The sequence below is a fragment of the Streptomyces sp. NPDC046862 genome, assembly GCF_040704615.1.
In the GTDB taxonomy this organism is placed as follows: Bacteria; Actinomycetota; Actinomycetes; order Streptomycetales; family Streptomycetaceae; genus Streptomyces.
This window is the reverse complement of sequence record NZ_JBEYXP010000064.1, coordinates 17,389-33,811: the sequence shown is the minus strand read 5'-3', so window position 1 is coordinate 33,811 and position 16,423 is coordinate 17,389. Positions and strand designations below refer to the sequence as shown.

Sequence of the window (16,423 nt, the reverse complement as noted above, 5' to 3'; positions counted from 1 at the left end):
GTCCACGTGGTCTCCGCAACGACTTCGCGACCCGTGACCCAGGACCGGGTCCGTGACCGGGCCGCTCCACCCACCCTGGAGCGGCCGGGCGTGGCCTGGGCGATCCCCGGGCTGCTGTTCTTCCTCGTCTTCGCCGTCGCACCCATGGTGGGAGTGCTCTACCTCTCCTTCACCCACTGGGACGGCCTGAGCACGCCCCGGTTCACGGGCATGGAGAACTGGTCGCGCTTCTTCGGCGACAGCCAGGTCCGGCAGTCCACCCTCGTCACGGGAATCCTGCTGATCGGCAACATCGCGGTGCAGGCACCGATCAGCATCCTGCTGGGCGTCTGGTCGGCGGGCCACCAGCGCAACCGGGCCGTGCTGTCCGCGGTCTTCTTCCTGCCGCTGCTGCTGTCCACGGCGGCCACGGCCGTCATGTGGAGGCAACTGCTCGACCCGAACTTCGGCATCCCCTCGACGTTCGGACGGCTCCTCGGCGGCGCCGCCGACCCGCTCGGCACCCAGGAGGGCGCGATCGCCTGCCTGGTCCTGGTCACCAGCTGGCAGTTCATCCCCTTCCACAGCCTGCTGTACCAGGGCGCGGCCCGCGCCATCCCGCACACGCTGTACCAGGCGGCCGCGATCGACGGTGCGGGGCGGGTCCGGCAGTTCTTCCACATCACGCTGCCCCAGCTGCGCAACACGATCATCACCTCGACCACCTTCATGGTCGTCGGCGGTCTCACGGCCTTCGACATCGTGTTGCTGCTGACCAACGGCGGGCCCGGCACCGACACCTCGATCCTGCCTTTCTCCATGTACCAGACCGCCTTCCGCACCTATGACTACGGCTACGCCAGCGCCATCGCGGCCTTCCTGCTCCTGCTGGCCACGGCCGCCTCGATCCTTCTCACCAAGCTCAGCGGGTACGACAAGATGACGAGCACCCTGGAGGGGCTGTGAGGACGCGCCCCAACTACCCGGCAGGCGCCGCGGCGTTCGTCTGGCTCCTGATCATCGGGATCCCGCTGTACGCGCTGGTGAACACGGCGGTGCAACCCCGGACGACGTACACCGACAAGGGCCCCGTGTCCCTGCCCTCGACCGTGACGGCTGACAACTTCCGCACCGTGCTGGACAGCGGCTTCCTGCAGTACATCTGGAACACCGCCGTCGTCGCGGCGGCGACCGTCGTCATCGTGCTGGCACTCGCGATCCCGATCGGCTACGCCGTCGTGCGCGGCCGGGGCTGGATCACGAAGGGGGTGTTCCGGCTGTTCCTCCTGGGGCTGGCGATCCCCTCGCAGGCGGTGATCATCCCGCTCTTCCTCATCGTCAACGACCTCGGCTTCTACGACACCCTCTGGGGCATCGTCCTGCCCACCGCGGCGTTCGCACTGCCGGTGAGCGTGCTGGTGCTCAGCGGCGGGATGCGGGACATCTCGTCCGAGCTGTACGAGGCCATGGCGCTGGACGGCGCGAGTCCGGCGCGGACCCTGCTGACACTGGTCGTTCCGATGTCGCGCTCCGCCATCGCGACGACGTCCGTCTTCACCGCTCTGCAGGCGTGGAACGGCTTCCTGTTCCCGCTGATCATGACCCAGTCCGAGGACACCAAGCTGGTGACGCTGGGCCTGTACAACTTCGTCTCCGAATACGGAGCCAACGTGCCGGCCCTGCTGGCGGCGGTACTGATGTCCGCGCTCCCCATCCTCGTCGTCTACCTCTTCGCGCGACGGGCCCTCGTCGCCGGCCTGATGGGCGCGGGCGGCAAGTAACACCACCGGCGCCCGCCGTCCGACGGGTCAGCCTCCCCTTCCCTTCACCCCCCTTCACCAGACCGCCCCGCGGGGCTCCCTCGCGCCCGCACTCACCACAGAAACGGACGACCCCGTGACGATCAGCGACGAACGCCCGACGACCGGGCTGTGGAACGACCCCGCTCTGCCGGCGTCCGTCCGCGCGCGAGCCCTGCTCGACGCCATGACCGAGTCCGAGAAGATCGCGCAGCTCGGGAGCACCTGGCCGGGCTTCAAGCCGTCGTCCGGCGACGTGGCACCGATGCAGGACAGCTTCGGCGACCCCGAGGGCTTCGACGCGGCGATCGTCGATGGTCTCGGGCATCTGACCCGGGTGTTCGGCACGGCACCGGTCGCCCCTGAAGCAGGCCGTGAGCGCCTGGCCGCACTTCAGGAACAGGTGCGGGAGGCGAACCGGTTCCGTGTCCCGGCCATCGCCCACGAGGAGTGCCTGACCGGGTTCACCACCTGGCAGGCCACCGTCCACCCGACCCCGCTCGCCTGGGCGGCCACCTGGAACCCGGAACTCGTCCAGCGGATGGCGGCGGCGATCGGCTCCGACATGGCGGCCGTCGGCGTCCATCAAGGACTGGCCCCCGTCCTGGACGTGGTGCGCGACTACCGCTGGGGCCGGGTGGAGGAGACCCTCGGCGAGGACCCCTACCTGGTCTCGGAGCTCGGAGTCGCCTACGTACAGGGTCTGCAGTCGTCCGGCGTCGTCGCCACGGTGAAGCACTTCGCCGGATACTCCGCCTCACGGGCGGCACGCAACCACGCCCCGGCCGCCGTCGGGCCACGGGAGTTCGCCGACGTGATCCTCGTACCGTTCGAGAAGGCGGTGGTCACCGGGCGCGTGGGCTCGGTGATGAACGCCTACAACGACGTCGACGGCGTACCCTGCGGCGCGAACGACACCCTGCTCACCGGACTCCTGCGCGACCGCTGGGGGTTCGAGGGCACGGTGGTGTCCGACTACTGGGCGGTCGTGTTCCTCGCCTCCATGCACCACGTGGCCGCCGACCTGCCCGGTGCGGCACGATCCGCGCTGCACGCCGGCATCGACGTCGAACTGCCCCACACCTCGGGCTACGGGGAACCGCTGCGCACCCTGCTGCGGGACGGCGGCGTCCCCTCCGACCTGCTCGACCGTGCGGTGCTGCGCGTCCTGACGCAGAAGGCCCGGCTCGGTCTGCTGGACCCCGACTGGCACCCGGGCCAGTACACGGGGCCCGCGGACTTCGACTCGTCCCGCAACCGGGCCCTCGCCCGCGGCCTGGCCGAGCAGTCCGTCACCCTGCTCGACAACGCCTCGGCCGTCCTGCCGCTCGCCTCTCCGCGTTCCATCGCCGTCATCGGCCCCGCCGCCGACGACGCGCGCTGCCTGTTCGGCTGCTACTCCTTCCCCAACCACGTTCTGCCCCACCATCCCGAAACCCCCCTGGGCATCGACGCCCCCACGATCCTCGACGCCGTACGGCGGGAGTTCCCCGACGCGGTGGTGCGCCACGAGGCCGGGTGCCCGGTCACCGGGGACGACCGAAGCGGCATCGAAGCGGCCGTCGCCGCGGCGACAGCGGCAGACCTGACCGTCCTCGTCGTGGGCGACCGCTCCGGGATGTTCGGGGAGGGCACCTCGGGCGAGGGCTGTGACGTCGGCGCGCTGACCCTCCCCGGAGTACAGGAGCACCTGGTGGAGGCCGTCCTCGCCGCCGCGAGGCGGACCGTGCTCGTCGTCGTGTCGGGCCGCCCGTACGCGATCGGCCGGCACGCACGCGCCGCGGACGCGACGCTGCAGGCCTTCTTTCCCGGCGAGGAGGGCGCCGGGGCGATCGCCGGCGCCCTCTCCGGGCGGATCAACCCCTCCGGGCACCTCCCCGTGCAGATCCCCGGCGACGCGGCAGGCCAGCCCGGTACGTACCTGGCGCCGCCGCTCGCCCTCAAGAGCGACGGCGTGAGCAACATCGACCCCACACCCGCGTTCCCGTTCGGGCACGGTCTGTCGTACACGACCTTCGAGATCGGGGATGCGCACGTCGAGGAACCGGTCGTGGCGGTCGACGCGACGATCACCGTACGGGTCACGGTCGCCAACACCGGCGCCCGCGCGGGCGTGCTGGTGCCGCAGCTCTACCTCACCGACCCGGTCGCCTCCGTCACCCGCCCCGTCCGCCAGCTGATCGGCTTCACCCGTGTCGACCTCTCGGCCGGTGAGAGCCGCGTCGTGGAGTTCGAGGTCCACACGGACATGACCAGCTTCACCGGAAGGGATCTGCGCCGACGCGTCGAGCCCGGCTCGATCACGCTGACCGTCGCACGGTCGGCGGGCGACCCGGGCTCCTCCGTGCGGGTGCGGCTCGAAGGAGACACACGCATGGTCGACCACACCAGGACGATGACCACCGCCGTCACGGTGCGGCGGGACTGACGGGCCTCCACCTGCGGTGACGTGGAGCCGAAGAGAGGAGACGGCGGGGTGCGGCCGCGATCGAGGCCGCACCCCGCCGCACCCACACCCATGGGCGAGAGGTCAGGTGTCGGACGAGGGAGAAGAGTTCAGTCGGCGGGGCGGTGACCTGGACTGGCTGCCGACACCCTCACGCGGCCACAACCTGGACCGGGCGTCCCGACGTTGGCCGTTCGCCCCCTATGAGGTCTTGCTCCGCGCGGGCCGGCGCCGGCCTGGCGCCCGTCCAGACCGGCGGACGGGGCGACGTCACGCAGGGACGCCGAGCGGCGGGTGCTCGAGCACGCGGGGCTTGTACTCGACCAGCTGGATACGGCCGTCGAAGGTGCGGTGCTCGATCATCTCGAGGGCAACGTCCGGATAGCCGTCGTAGATGCGTTCCTCGCCCGTGGCCCCGGTGATCACCGGGAACATCACGACCCGGAAGCGGTCGACGAGTCCGGCTCGCAGCAGGGACCGGCACAGGCTGAGGCTGCCGATCGTGCTGAGGAGCCCCGAGCCACTCGACTTCATGGCGCGGACCGCCTCGACGGCGTCGTCGCGGACGAGCGTGGAGTTGGCCCACGTCAGTGGCTCCTCGAGTGAGGAGGAGAACACCACCTTGGACGCTTGCGTGAGCTCGTCGACGGACGCCTCTTCCTCGGGCCTGAACTCGTCTTGACCACTCGGGACCTCACCCTTGGCGAAGCCCGACATCAGGCGGTAGGTGTTCGCTCCCATCAGGTAGGTGGCCTCGGGCTGCTCGCCGAGCCATGCGAGATACTCCGGGCCCTCTAGGCCCCAGAACCCGGGCCATCCCTCTCCCGATGCGTGGCCGTCGAGGGAGGTGATGAAGTCGACGAGAAGCTCCGACATGGCGGTGTCCTTTCCTGGGGTGTCACGAGCTTGGACCGGCCGGGAGCCACAAACTCATCGGCCGCGCTGTGGAGCAACGAGGAAACCCATGACGCTGCAGCCGATCAGGCCGGCGGACGGCAGTCTGGGGATGATCTCCGCGCGATGGGGAACGGCGGTTTGAGTTCTGTCAAAGCCCCAGGTCAGCCCCACCCGCGAGCGGCCCCACAACCAGATCCCCGACAGTCCCGCTCCGGGCCGTCCCCCGGGGCCACTCGGGACGTCGGACACACAGGACATCCACAAAACGGGGCCACGCGAAGTCGTCATGGTGGAGTGGCTTCGTTCGCGTGAAGTAGCAGCGTTTGATCAGCGGTTTGGGTAGCAGTTGGCGATCTTGAGTGCTGCAGATGCTCACGAGAAATGACGTCGCCGTGGTGCGCTGCCACCGGAGTGTGACAGAAGCGGTCGTCTCTTGATCACCGGTCGTTAGTCCCGGCGTTCGGCTGCTGTCGATGGACTGGAAGGCCAAGCCATGGACGATGCACTTCTATGGCCCGGGTGAGGAGATCCCCGGCCTGCTCGCCACGCTCGCGTCCGGGGACGCCGAAGCTGCCGACAGGGCCTTGTGGCAGCTCTGGACGAGTCTTCACCACCAGGGCGGCACGATCGCGGTGGGAGCACTGGCGGTGCCGTTCCTGCTCCGGATCGCGGCGACCGCGCGCCCCGAACTCCGTGCCCGAACCCTTCGCCTGGTCGCCGAGATCGGCCGGTGTCAGCACATGGGGGACGGATCGCGGGAAGGCCTGCTCCAGGTCGCCGAGGAGCCGTTGATGATCGAGGGCAGCACGATGTGCCCGGTGGACTGGACGATCCAGGCCGCCCGTCAGGCCGTCACGGACGACCTGCACCTTTTGCTCCCGCTTCTCTCCGACCTCGACCCCGGGGTCCGCTCCGTGACCGCCTACGTTCTGGCGGCGGCGACCGGAGAGTTTTCAGCGGAGGATCCGAAAGGTTTTCGACAACCGTGCGGCGCCGCGCGGCTCACGGTGAGCAGGCGCTGAGCTGTACACGGGCCCGTCCCTCCGGTCGCGAGGCAGGACCGAGACGATTCCTGACGCTCCCCGTTCAGACAGTGGTCGGTGCCGGGCACCCCCGCCGGTGTTCAGCGTGCGCCCGAGCGCGTGCGCCTCGCGCAGCAGGAGCAAGCAGAGCCGAGCAACATCCAGAATCGTCGGAAATGGAAGCGGCGGCAGCTGCCCAGGAGTGCCATGGATCGCGGTGGGGCTCCGGGATCAGTCCCGTGGGATGCCGGAGCCGGACCTGCTGCGGTTCGCGCCGGGGCGGGCACCGGTCAGTCGTGGTCGCTCATGGGCACGACCATCTCACGCAGCGGAAGCTGGTGGGCGTGAGGTTGAGTCGATGCACCCCACCAAGAAGATGGCACTGAACAGTTCAGTGCGCTACTGAACTACCTACTGAACTCCTTTGTGCGCGACTGAACTACTCACTGCCGTTCAACACAGGCGCTACTGCTTCTTCTCCCGCCCCGGCAGGAACTCCTGCACCTTCGCCTTGAAGCCCTGGCGCACCATCGCGCCCCGGTCCGCGTCGCCCTTGAGGATGGCCTCCGCGGCGGCCTCCATCTGGTCCCAGGTCGCGTGCGGAGGGACCGGCGGGACGGCCGGGTCCGTCAAAAACTCGATCACCGCGGGCCCGTCGGCCTCCAGCCCCGCGCGCCAGCCCGCCTCGACGTCCTCGGGCTTCTCCACACGGATGCCGGTCAGCCCCAGGGAGCGGGCGAACGCGGCGTACTGGACGTCCGGGAGCTCCTGCGAGGGCAGGAAGGACGGTGCGCCCTCCATCGCCCGCATCTCCCACGTCACCTGGTTCAGGTCGTGGTTGTTCCAGATGCCCACCACCAGCCGCGGGTCCTCCCACAGGTCCTGGTACTTGGCCGCCGTGATCAGCTCCGCCATGCCGTTCATCTGCATCGCGCCGTCCCCGACCAGGGCGATCGCCGGCCGGTCCGGATGCGCGAACTTCGCGCCGATCGCGTACGGCACCCCGCAGCCCATCGTCGCCAGCGTCCCCGACAGTGACCCCCGCATGCCCTCGCGCATCGTGAGGTGCCGCGCGTACCAGTTCGCCGTGGAACCGGAGTCCGAGGTGACGATCGCGTTGCCCGGCAGCAGGGGATCCAGCGCGTGGGCCGTGTACTCCGGGTTGATCGGGTGGGCCGACTGCTCCGCGCGGCGCTCCATCACGTCGCGCCAGCGGACCACGTTCGCGCACACCGTGTCGTACCACTCACGACCGCCCCGGTCCTCGTCCAGCATCGGGACCAGGCGCTGCAGGGTCGCCTGCGCGTCGCCGATCAGGTTCACCTCGTACGGGTAGCGCATGCCGACCATGTGCGGGTCGATGTCGATCTGCACCGCCCGCGCCTTGCCGAACTCCGGCAGGAACTGCGAGTACGGGAACGACGATCCGATGGTCAGCAGCGTGTCGCAGTCGCGCATCAGCTCGTACGACGGCCGGGTGCCCAGCAGGCCGATCGAGCCCGTCACGTACGGCAGTTCGTCGCTCAGCGCGTCCTTGCCGAGCAGCGCCTTGGCGACGCCCGCGCCCAGCAGCTCGGCGATCCGCTCGACCTCCGCGCGGGCTCCGCGGGCGCCCTGGCCGACCAGAACGGCCACCTTGTCACCGGAGTTGAGGATCTCGGCGGCCCGCTCCAACGACTCCTGCGAGGGGGTCGCGGTCCACGCGCTGCGGTCCAGGCTGGAGGGGACCATCTTGAACTCGTGGGTCGGCGGCGAGTAGTCCAGCTCCTGGACGTCGCCCGGGATGATGACGGCGGTGGGGGCGCGGCGCGCGTACGCGGTGCGGATCGCCCGGTCCAGCACGTTCGGCAGCTGTTCCGGCACCGTCACGGTCTCCACGAAGTCCGAGGCGACGTCCTTGAACAGCGTGTGCAGATCCACCTCCTGCTGGTACGACCCGCCCATCGCCGTGCGGTGCGTCTGACCCACGATCGCCAGCACCGGCACATGGTCCAGCTTGGCGTCGTACAGGCCGTTGAGCAGATGGATCGCGCCCGGCCCGGACGTGGCCACGCACACTCCGAGGCGGCCGCTGAACTTGGCGTAACCGACCGCCTCGAACGCGGACATCTCCTCGTGGCGCGACTGCACGAACCTCGGCTGGTTGTCAGCCCGTCCCCACGCGGCGAGCAGGCCGTTGATCCCGTCGCCGGGATAGCCGAAGACGTCCGCGACACCCCATTCGCGCAGCCTCTGCAGGATGTGGTCGGCGACCTTGGTGCTCATGGACCCTCCAAGAAGGAAGAGCGCGGAAACGGCACGTCCCGAGTCACCAGAGCGCCTTCCGGAAAACCTGGTTCCGATCCGGGGCGTTTGCCACGTGGGCGCTCGGGCAGGCGCACACACAGTGCTTCGGACAGGAGGCACGTCCGTGGGAATGGTGAATCCTCACCACGGGTGTGCCCGGTCGAGCACGGGTGCGCTCCCACGGTGACCGTCCATCCCAGAGCACACCTTCAAAGGGAGTTGCGACGCACCATGCGAACTCAAGGCAGCGCGAAGCACCACCCGCACGACGACGCCCCCGACACCGCCGAAGCATTCCGCAAGCTCGCCTCGCTCCCGGTCGGCCCGCAGCGGGACGCACTCCGCGACGAGATCGTCGAGGCATGGCTGCCCATGGCCGAACGGCTCGCGGGACGGTTCCGCAGCCGCGGCGAGAGCTACGAGGACCTGCGCCAGGTCGCGGCCCTCGGTCTGGTCAAGGCCGTCGACCGGTACGACCCCGAGCGCGGCAACGCCTTCGAGAGCTACGCCGTCCCCACCGTCACCGGTGAGATCAAGCGTCACTTCCGGGACCACATGTGGACCCTGCACGTGCCGCGTCGTGTCCAGGACCTGCGCAACCGGGTGCGCTTCGCGAACCAGGACCTCGCCCAGACCATCTCCGGCCGGCGTCCCACCGTCGCCGAGATCGCCGAGCACGCCGGCATCAGCGAGGAGGACGTCCGGGTCGGTCTGGAGGCCCTGGAGAGCTTCACCGCGCTCTCCCTGGACGCGGAGCTGCCCGGTAGCGAGGACGGGTACTCGCTGAGCGACGCGCTCGGGTCGCCCGACCCGGCGCTCGACACCGTGGTCGACCGCGAGGCGGTCAAGCCGCGTCTGGCGGCGCTGCCGGAGCGGGAGCGGGCCATCCTGTACATGCGGTTCTTCGACGACATGACGCAGAGCCGGATCGCCGAGCAGCTGGGGATCTCCCAGATGCACGTGTCGCGGTTGATCAGCAGGTGCTGTGACCGGCTGCGGGACCAGGTCATGCGCGAGGCCGCCTAGCGCCGTTGGGGTGCGGGATGTCTGCCGGCTGCCGGTCGTCCGTGGTTGCTCGCGCAGTTCCCCGCGCCCCGCTCGGGGCGCCCCTTACGGGGCGTCTCCCATCGCCAGCGCCACGTGTCGGGCCATCATGTCCATCGCCTGGGCCTCCGCCATCGAGAAGGCCAGGCGGGCGCCCGAGCGGAACAGGGTGAGGACACCGCGGACCGCGCCCTCGGGAGTGGTCAGCGGCACGCACAGCAGTGAGGTGACGTCGGCCCGGACGAGCACGGGGGCGCCCGAGGCGTCGTGTCCGAAGGCGCCGGGGTCGCCGGGGCGCACCTGCAGCGACGTGGAGCCGCCGCGTGCCGCCTCCACCACGAGAGGGCACGTGGCGGGGTCCTGCGCGGCCACGGTCGCCGCCTCGTCGTCCGACGGGCCGAGGACGGTCGAACGGGAGAGGCGGGCGGCCCCCGCGTCGGCCACCACCCAGTCCGCGAACCGTCCGTGCAGTACCCGCACGGCGCGGTCGAGTGCCTGGTGGGCGGGCACGGTGAGCAGGGCCGTGGTCATCGTGTCGAGCAGGTCCATCAATGCCGCGTGCCGGGTCGTCTCGGTGAGGTTCGGCAGCGGACCGACGGGGCTGTGGGGGGCCGGGACGCGGGTGTCCGCCGTCTGCAGTACGACGAGGACGCCGGTGCGCGGCTCGTTGCTGGGCCGCAGCGCGGTCAGCGTCGCGCGCACCGGCACCGCGGGGCGCTGCTGGAGGTGGACGCTCAGGCTGCGGTCGCCCTCGCCGCGTGCCACCGCGGCGGCCTGCGTGCGGAACGCCACCCGGTCCGCGTGGGCGAGGAACCCGGTCAGCGGGCGGCCCGTGGCGTAGCCCGCCCGGACGCCGGTGAAGAAGGTCGCCGCGAAGTTCAGCCTGCGCACCACGGTCTCGCGGTCCACCAACGCCACCGGCAGCGGCAGCCGTTGGAAGACGGCCTTCAGCAACTGGTGCTCCTGGCGGTCCGCGGAGGGGCCGCCGGGCGCGCCGGACGTGGCGATCCTTTCGTACCAGGGCCACAACTGGTCGGCCACGTGGTCGAGTTCGAAGATCGCCGCGTCGAGTACCGTCGGCAGATCGTCTCTCGGTACCGACCGGGCCGCCTTGAGCTCCGCGACGCGGCGTACGAAATCCGCGAGCTCCTCACCGAATTCGCCCGTCTGCGTCATGCGTCGAACGTAGCGTGTCCGGGTCCCGACGGAGACGGGGGCACCGGAACACGTGAGAGCGGTTTTCCGCGCAGGTGAGCGGGAACGCGCGGGGAGAGAGGAGGCGTGTGACATGTCGGAACCCGAACAGCTCGGTCATGTCGGAACGGAATCACCCGAATCAGCCCTCCCCGCAAGGAGGTTGTCCGAACTCGCCGACCAGGCCACCCGCTGCACCACCGAGTGCTGCGGCGCGAGCAGCATGGTCTCCGAAGGCGGCGTGGTGTCCGAAGGCGGCATGGAACGCCCGGCCGCGGTCACCCACCCCGATCTCGCCCGACTGGTCTCGGTCCAGCTCCGCTCCGGCAACGGGCCCATCCCCACCGCCCTGGAACGCGGCGAGCCCATCGACTCCGCGGACCTGCTGCGCGAGGAACGCTGGCCGGAGTACCGTGCCGTGGCCCTCGACTCGGGAGTGCGGTCCAGCGTCACCATCCCGTTCCGGCGCTCGGGGCTGACCGTGACCCTCAGTCTCTACAGCTTCCGGCCCGGTGCCCTGGAGGACGCCCCGCACGGCCCGGCCCGCGCGCTCGGCGACCTCACGGCGGCCTGCATCGTCCGCGACCGCTCCTACCGCGCGGCGCTCACCGAGCTCGACCAGCTGGGCGCCGCGCTGCGCTCCCGGCCCGTCGTCGACCAGGCGTGCGGCATCGTCATGCATGTCCTGGGCTGTGACGCCGACGCCGCGTTCGCGGTGCTCCGCCGCATCTCCCAGGGCGCCAACCGCAAGCTCACGGAGGTCGCGGGCGCCGTGGTGGACAAACGGGGCCGGGGGCTGGAGAAGGAACTGGTCTCGCTGTCGAACTAGGGCGCCCGCGCGGCAGGCCGGCCTGGGAGTCGCGTGGAACTCCTGGTGGTCGTGCCGCCGTCGCGGGGATCCCGCCGCCCCGGCACTCCGGTCACCCGCTCGGCGGTCCGGCGTCCCGCTAATGGTGCCCGGCCGCGAGCGGTGCGGCGGACGGCGGGCTGTGATGGACGGGCGGGGCGCGGCGGTCGTGCTCCGCAGCACGCCGCCGCCGGCCGAAGGAGCCCCGCCCATGCGCCGCAGAGCCTGTGTCCTGTCCGCCGCCGCCCTGGTCGGCACCGTCCTGGGCGCCGCCGCCCCGGTCGCGGCCGGGGACTCCACGGCGGAGGTCAGCCCGCACACTGTCGCCCCCGGCGGAACGGTCACGGTCACCGTCACCTGCGATCCGACCGGCGGATCCCCGCCCGACACCATCGACGCCGGGTCACAGGCCTTCGAACAGGGCACCGTCAAACTGGAGCGCGTGTCGGGCGGAGAAGACTCCGGTTCGGGTCATGACTCCGGTACGAGCCGCGAGCCCGGGGCAGGGAACGATCCGGCGTGGGGCAACGATCCCTCGGCGGGCGGTGATCCGGCCACGGGCGACGATCCGGCCTCCGGCAACGACCCGGCGACGGGGGACGACCCCGCGGCAGGGTACGGCCCCGAGGCAGGGAGCACCCCCGGGACGGTCCCCGATTCCGGCACGGGACCGGACCCGATGGCTCCGGACTCCGGAACGCTCCAGAGCCCGGAGACGGTGCCCGACACCTCGGTCGACCCCGGCTCCGCGGGGCTCCCGGCGCCCGAGACGGTCCCGGCTCCCGCGGCGCTCCGGGGCCGGAAGGCGGCTTTCAAGGACGCGGCGGTGCTCACGGCGGGGTTCCGTACCGTATCGGCCCGTGGGCCCGTGGGGGTGCTCACCGACGCGGCGCCCCAGGCAAGGGGGACACGTCCTCGCCCGGCGGGTTCCCTGGCCACAGCGGTCCGCGAGCCCGCGCCTGGACCCCGTCCCGCGGCAGTCCTCGCCCCCGCCCCGGGCCTCGCCCCCGCCGCGGACCCCGGCACCTCCTCCGGACTCGTCTACCGCGGCACCGCCCGTATCGCCCCCGCCGGGCACTTCGAGGGCGGCACGGACGAGGCGGGCGAGCCGTCCGAGGCGGCTGTCGACGGGACGTGCCCGGCGGCACCCGGTGCGCAGGGCCGGCAGTGGAGCGCGAGCTTCACCGTGAAGCCCGGGGGAGAGAGGCAGGGCAAGGAGGCGCACGGCGACCATTCGCGGGCGCCTTCCGCGGGCCCGGACGAGATGCGGCACGGGGTGCAGGCCGGCGAGGGCGGCGCCTTCACCGACTCCGTCCCGGCCCTGGTCGCCGGCTGCCTCCTCATCGCGGGCGCGATCGTCGCCGCCGTCCAGCGCATCCTGGTCCACCGGGGGCTCTCCAAACACCGCTGAGTCTGTGACCGGTGCAACCCGGCCCGACGCCCATGGCAGGGCGGGACCGTGGGTACTCGGAGGCCGAAGGGGCGTACGGCACCGTACGGGACGGACAGGGCACCCGGCGGACCGAGCCCACGCACCACAACTCGCGCGGAGGCACAGATGCGGCGGACGGAACCGGAAGGACACGGCCCCGTCCGCTACGCCCCGCCCCTCCCCGACCAGGGGCTCCCCGTTCCCGTCGGCCTCGCGGCCCGTCTCTCCGCCGCCGCGGACCGTCCCGATGCCGAACCCACCGGCGGCGGACCCGCCCTCCTCGACGCCGCCTGCGGCTACTGGGAGCGGCGCGGGCTGCCGACCGCGCCCGAGAGGGTGGCCGCCGCTCCCGGAGCTCCCGCCCTGCTGCTCGCGCTGACGGCCGCGCTCGGCGGTGACGTGCTGGTCCCGCGGCCGTGCGCCGCCTGGTGGGCGCCCGAGGCCCGGGCGCTGGGAAGATCCGCCTTCCACGTGGCGACACCGGCCGAATGCGGCGGTGTCCCCGACCCGTACGCCCTGCTGGAGACCGTCCGCAGGGTCCGGGACGAGGGCGGTGATCCGCGTCTGCTCGTGCTGTGCGTCGCCGACGACCCCACCGCCACCGTCGCCCCGCCCGAACTGGTGCACGAGACTGTCGAGGCGGCCGCGGCGGAGGGCCTGCACCTGGTCAGCGACGAGACATGGCGCGACACCGTGCACGAGCCGCACGGCACCGTGCTGCTCAGCCCCGCCGAGATGCTGCCCGACCGGGTCACCGTGGTCACCGACCTCGGCGGCCCTTTCCTGCCGCTCGGCTGGCCCGCCGCCGTCGCGCGCTTCCCGGACACCGAGGCCGGCACCGGGCTGCGGGCCCGCGTTCTCGACGTGATCACCGCGCTGGGCGCCCGGATCGCCACGCCGGTCGCCGCTGCCGCCACCTACGTGCTGGACGAGCCCGCCGAGGTGACCGCCCGGCTCACCGCCTCGGTCCGCGTGCACGCGCGCGTGGCCGCCGCCGCGCACCACGCCGTCACCGCCGCCGGGGCGCTCGCCCTGCCGCCCCGGGCCGGACGGCACCTGTACGCGGACCTCGGCCCGTTGAGCCCGGCGCTCACCGAGCGCGGTGTCCGGGACGCACAGGAACTGGAGGACTTCCTCACCGCCCGCCTCGGCATGCCCGCCCCCGGCGGCCACAGATTCGGCGACGACCTGGAGGCGCTGCGCGTCCGGCTGCCGACGAGTCCGCTGCTCGGTGCCACGGCCGAGGAGCGGGACGAGTCCCTCGCGTCCCCCGAGCCGCTGGAATTGCCGCACGTGGTCCGCGCGTTGACCTTGTTCGGATCGGCCTTCGACGATCTCCGATCTCCGTGACGACGCTCAGCGATGGGAGCCTCCTCGATGACGCAGCAGTCCGAGTCGACCACGACCACGAGCACGAGCACGAGCACGAGCACGAGCACGAGCACGAGCACGAGCACGAGCACGAGCACGAGCACGAGCACGAGCACGAGCACGGGTACGGATGCGGATACGGGCACGAACGGCACCGCACAGGATGCCGACGAGCCGGCGTCCACCTCACCGCCGGGCGACGCCGACCGCCCCCGCAGATCCCTGGTGGGCGCCGACGCCACGGCGCCCACGGCACGTCCGATCGCGGCAGCCGACCCGTCGACCGCGCGCATCGAGCCGTACCCGGGTACCGGCCCGTACCCGGGTACCGGCCCGTATCCGGACACCGCCCCGTCTCCGCTCGCCGAGCCCCGCCCGCTGGGGGAGAAGCGGATCTGGCCGCGCTCCTTCGCGGACCGGCTGACCACGCCGCTGCCGGGACTGCGGGCCTTCGCGCGGTTCGCCCGTGAGGGGGCCGTACGCCCCGGGCCCGAAGGACTCGCCGACATCCCGCTCCTGCCGTACGATCCGCAGCCGCTGCCCCGGACGGACGCCCGTACCGTGGCCGTCTCCTGGGCGGGGCACGCGAGCTGGGTGATCCGGATCGGCGGCCTCACCGTCCTCACCGATCCCGTCTGGTCCCATCGCATCCTCGGCACCCCGAACCGGATCACACCCGTCGGGGTCGCCTGGAACGCCCTGCCGCGCGTCGACGCGGTCGTCATCAGCCACAACCACTACGACCACCTGGACGTGCCCACGCTGCGCCGACTCCCCCGCGACACACCGGTGTTCGTGCCGGCCGGACTCGGGGGCTGGTTCCGGCGCCGCCGGTTCGTCCGTGTCACCGAGCTGGACTGGTGGGAGGCGGCCGAACTCGGCGGAGTCCGCTTCGACTTCGTACCGGCCCACCACTGGTCCAAGCGCACCCTGACCGACACCTGCCGGTCGCTGTGGGGCGGTTGGGTGCTGACCGACACCGACGGGCACAGGGTCTACTTCGCGGGCGACACGGGCTACGGCCACTGGTTCTCGCTGATCGGCCGCCGCTACCCGGGCATCGGCCTCGCGCTGCTGCCCATCGGGGCGTACGAACCCCGGTGGTGGCTCAGTGACGTCCACTGCGACCCGGAGGAGGCGGTCCGCGCCTTCCAGGACCTCGGCGCCCGCCGGATGGCCCCGATGCACTGGGGCACGTTCGTGCTCTCGGCCGAGCCGGTCCTCGAACCGCTGACGCGGGTGCGGGCGGCCTGGGAGCGGGCTGGGCTGGCGCGCGAGGACCTGTGGGACCTGCCGGTGGGCGGCTCACGGGTGCTTGAGTGAGCCCGTTCGCCGGGACTCCTTTCGCCTCAGCCGGCGGAGCGTCTCACCCGGCGGCGTCTCACCCGGCGGAGTGCTCACGCATCCTGCGCCACACGCTCGGTACCACGCTGAGCAGCAGCGTGAGCCCGATCGCCGCCACCACGCCCTCCCACGGCTCGTTGAAGAGGGAGCCGCCGAGGATGCCGATGAGCTGGTAGGTGACGGCCCAGGCCAGGCAGGCGGGGAGGTTGCCACGGGCGAAGCGGCTCAGCGGCATCTTCGCCATCAGACAGGCCAGCATCACCGGGATGCGGCCCGCGGGCACGAGCCGGGACAGGACGAGCACGGTCACGCCGTGGTCGTCGAGCTTCTGCTGGGCCTGGGCGAGCCGGTCCTCGGGCGCGCGCCGACGGATCGCCTCCAGCCAGCGCGAACCGTTCCTGGACTTCATCCCGCGCCGCCCCAGCCAGTACAGGGCGATGTCGCCGAGGAACGCGGCGCACGACGCCACCACGAACACCAGCAGCAGCGAGAACGGCGCCGTCTGATGGAAGGCCACCACCGCGGCCGAACTCACCAGCGCCCCCGTCGGCACCACCGGCACCAGGGCCCCGACCAGCACCAGCAGGAACAGCGTCGGGTACCCGAACGCCTGCTGTGTGGACTGGGTCGACACGGTCGTGCCCGCCACGGCCAGGAACATCATGAGCGGACCTCCGAAGCCACCGACCGGGTACCCGTATGTGCCTCGTTGCCGTGCCCGCCGTGCCCGCCGTGTCTGCCGTGTCTGCCGTGTCTGCCGTG

General features: G+C 71.7%; 13 protein-coding genes. 9 read left to right on the top strand and 4 right to left on the bottom strand.

The features are described 5' to 3' along the window. The first annotated feature begins 33 nt into the window (after nt 1-33). From AB0959_RS45105 to AB0959_RS45095, 3 genes are all read left to right on the top strand, one after another. Entirely contained in the window at nt 34-945 is a 912-nt protein-coding gene (locus tag AB0959_RS45105) for a sugar ABC transporter permease (RefSeq protein ID WP_366832706.1), read from the top strand. Continuing rightward, nucleotides 942-1,760, top strand: a complete 819-nt coding sequence (locus tag AB0959_RS45100; RefSeq protein WP_366832705.1) for a carbohydrate ABC transporter permease — start codon at nt 942-944, stop codon at nt 1,758-1,760. Before AB0959_RS45105 ends, AB0959_RS45100 begins: the two co-directional genes overlap by 4 nt. A gap of 115 nt (nt 1,761-1,875) precedes the next feature. Next, complete coding sequence (locus AB0959_RS45095) at nt 1,876-4,206, top strand: glycoside hydrolase family 3 N-terminal domain-containing protein (RefSeq protein WP_366832704.1); 2,331 nt, start codon at nt 1,876-1,878, stop codon at nt 4,204-4,206. A gap of 288 nt (nt 4,207-4,494) precedes the next feature. Here AB0959_RS45095 and AB0959_RS45090 read toward each other — a convergent pair whose 3' ends face one another. Further along, entirely contained in the window at nt 4,495-5,100 is a 606-nt protein-coding gene (locus AB0959_RS45090; RefSeq protein ID WP_366832702.1) for a dihydrofolate reductase family protein, read from the bottom strand. A 494-nt stretch (nt 5,101-5,594) separates the two neighbouring features. On the opposite strand from AB0959_RS45090, the gene AB0959_RS45085 reads away from it, so the two are divergent. Next, the gene (locus AB0959_RS45085) at nt 5,595-6,143 is read left to right on the top strand and encodes a hypothetical protein (protein ID WP_366832701.1); all 549 of its coding nucleotides are present in this window, start codon (nt 5,595-5,597) and stop codon (nt 6,141-6,143) included. 465 nt (nt 6,144-6,608) lie between these two features. Here AB0959_RS45085 and AB0959_RS45080 read toward each other — a convergent pair whose 3' ends face one another. Then, nucleotides 6,609-8,408: a thiamine pyrophosphate-requiring protein gene (locus tag AB0959_RS45080; protein WP_366832700.1), complete on the bottom strand. Its 1,800-nt coding sequence runs from the start codon at nt 8,406-8,408 to the stop codon at nt 6,609-6,611. A 252-nt stretch (nt 8,409-8,660) separates the two neighbouring features. Between AB0959_RS45080 and AB0959_RS45075 the strand changes: the two genes are divergently transcribed. Continuing rightward, nucleotides 8,661-9,455, top strand: coding sequence for an RNA polymerase sigma factor SigF (locus tag AB0959_RS45075; RefSeq protein WP_366832699.1), 795 nt, complete (start codon nt 8,661-8,663; stop codon nt 9,453-9,455). An 84-nt stretch (nt 9,456-9,539) separates the two neighbouring features. Here AB0959_RS45075 and AB0959_RS45070 read toward each other — a convergent pair whose 3' ends face one another. Further along, nucleotides 9,540-10,649, bottom strand: a complete 1,110-nt coding sequence (locus AB0959_RS45070; protein ID WP_366832698.1) for a PAS domain-containing protein — start codon at nt 10,647-10,649, stop codon at nt 9,540-9,542. Between the two features lie 112 nt (nt 10,650-10,761). On the opposite strand from AB0959_RS45070, the gene AB0959_RS45065 reads away from it, so the two are divergent. The 4 genes from AB0959_RS45065 to AB0959_RS45050 all read left to right on the top strand — a co-directional run bounded on the left by AB0959_RS45065 (nt 10,762) and on the right by AB0959_RS45050 (nt 15,640). Further along, complete coding sequence (locus AB0959_RS45065; protein WP_366832697.1) at nt 10,762-11,496, top strand: GAF and ANTAR domain-containing protein; 735 nt, start codon at nt 10,762-10,764, stop codon at nt 11,494-11,496. Between the two features lie 229 nt (nt 11,497-11,725). Next, entirely contained in the window at nt 11,726-12,925 is a 1,200-nt protein-coding gene (locus tag AB0959_RS45060) for a hypothetical protein (RefSeq protein WP_366832696.1), read from the top strand. A 147-nt stretch (nt 12,926-13,072) separates the two neighbouring features. Beyond that, nucleotides 13,073-14,296 carry an aminotransferase class I/II-fold pyridoxal phosphate-dependent enzyme gene (locus tag AB0959_RS45055; RefSeq protein WP_366832695.1) on the top strand — a complete coding sequence of 408 codons (1,224 nt, stop codon included), beginning with the start codon at nt 13,073-13,075 and terminating at the stop codon, nt 14,294-14,296. Between the two features lie 27 nt (nt 14,297-14,323). After that, nucleotides 14,324-15,640 (top strand): MBL fold metallo-hydrolase, encoded by a 1,317-nt coding sequence (locus tag AB0959_RS45050; RefSeq protein ID WP_366832694.1) that lies wholly within the window; start codon nt 14,324-14,326, stop codon nt 15,638-15,640. A 58-nt stretch (nt 15,641-15,698) separates the two neighbouring features. On the opposite strand, the gene AB0959_RS45045 is transcribed toward AB0959_RS45050, so the two are convergent. Beyond that, nucleotides 15,699-16,325, bottom strand: coding sequence for a DedA family protein (locus AB0959_RS45045; RefSeq protein ID WP_366832693.1), 627 nt, complete (start codon nt 16,323-16,325; stop codon nt 15,699-15,701). Nucleotides 16,326-16,423 lie beyond the last annotated feature (98 nt).

What these genes read in the sequence shown, in the direction of transcription:
- AB0959_RS45065 (WP_366832697.1), top strand. Translation starts at nt 10,762, where the DNA reads ATGTCGGAACCCGAACAGCTCGGTCATGTCGGAACGGAATCACCCGAA.
- AB0959_RS45070 (WP_366832698.1), bottom strand. Translation starts at nt 10,649, where the DNA reads ATGACGCAGACGGGCGAATTCGGTGAGGAGCTCGCGGATTTCGTACGC.
- AB0959_RS45080 (WP_366832700.1), bottom strand. Translation starts at nt 8,408, where the DNA reads ATGAGCACCAAGGTCGCCGACCACATCCTGCAGAGGCTGCGCGAATGG.
- AB0959_RS45050 (WP_366832694.1), top strand. Translation starts at nt 14,324, where the DNA reads ATGACGCAGCAGTCCGAGTCGACCACGACCACGAGCACGAGCACGAGC.
- AB0959_RS45085 (WP_366832701.1), top strand. Translation starts at nt 5,595, where the DNA reads ATGGACTGGAAGGCCAAGCCATGGACGATGCACTTCTATGGCCCGGGT.
- AB0959_RS45090 (WP_366832702.1), bottom strand. Translation starts at nt 5,100, where the DNA reads ATGTCGGAGCTTCTCGTCGACTTCATCACCTCCCTCGACGGCCACGCA.
- AB0959_RS45075 (WP_366832699.1), top strand. Translation starts at nt 8,661, where the DNA reads ATGCGAACTCAAGGCAGCGCGAAGCACCACCCGCACGACGACGCCCCC.
- AB0959_RS45060 (WP_366832696.1), top strand. Translation starts at nt 11,726, where the DNA reads ATGCGCCGCAGAGCCTGTGTCCTGTCCGCCGCCGCCCTGGTCGGCACC.
- AB0959_RS45055 (WP_366832695.1), top strand. Translation starts at nt 13,073, where the DNA reads ATGCGGCGGACGGAACCGGAAGGACACGGCCCCGTCCGCTACGCCCCG.
- AB0959_RS45045 (WP_366832693.1), bottom strand. Translation starts at nt 16,325, where the DNA reads ATGATGTTCCTGGCCGTGGCGGGCACGACCGTGTCGACCCAGTCCACA.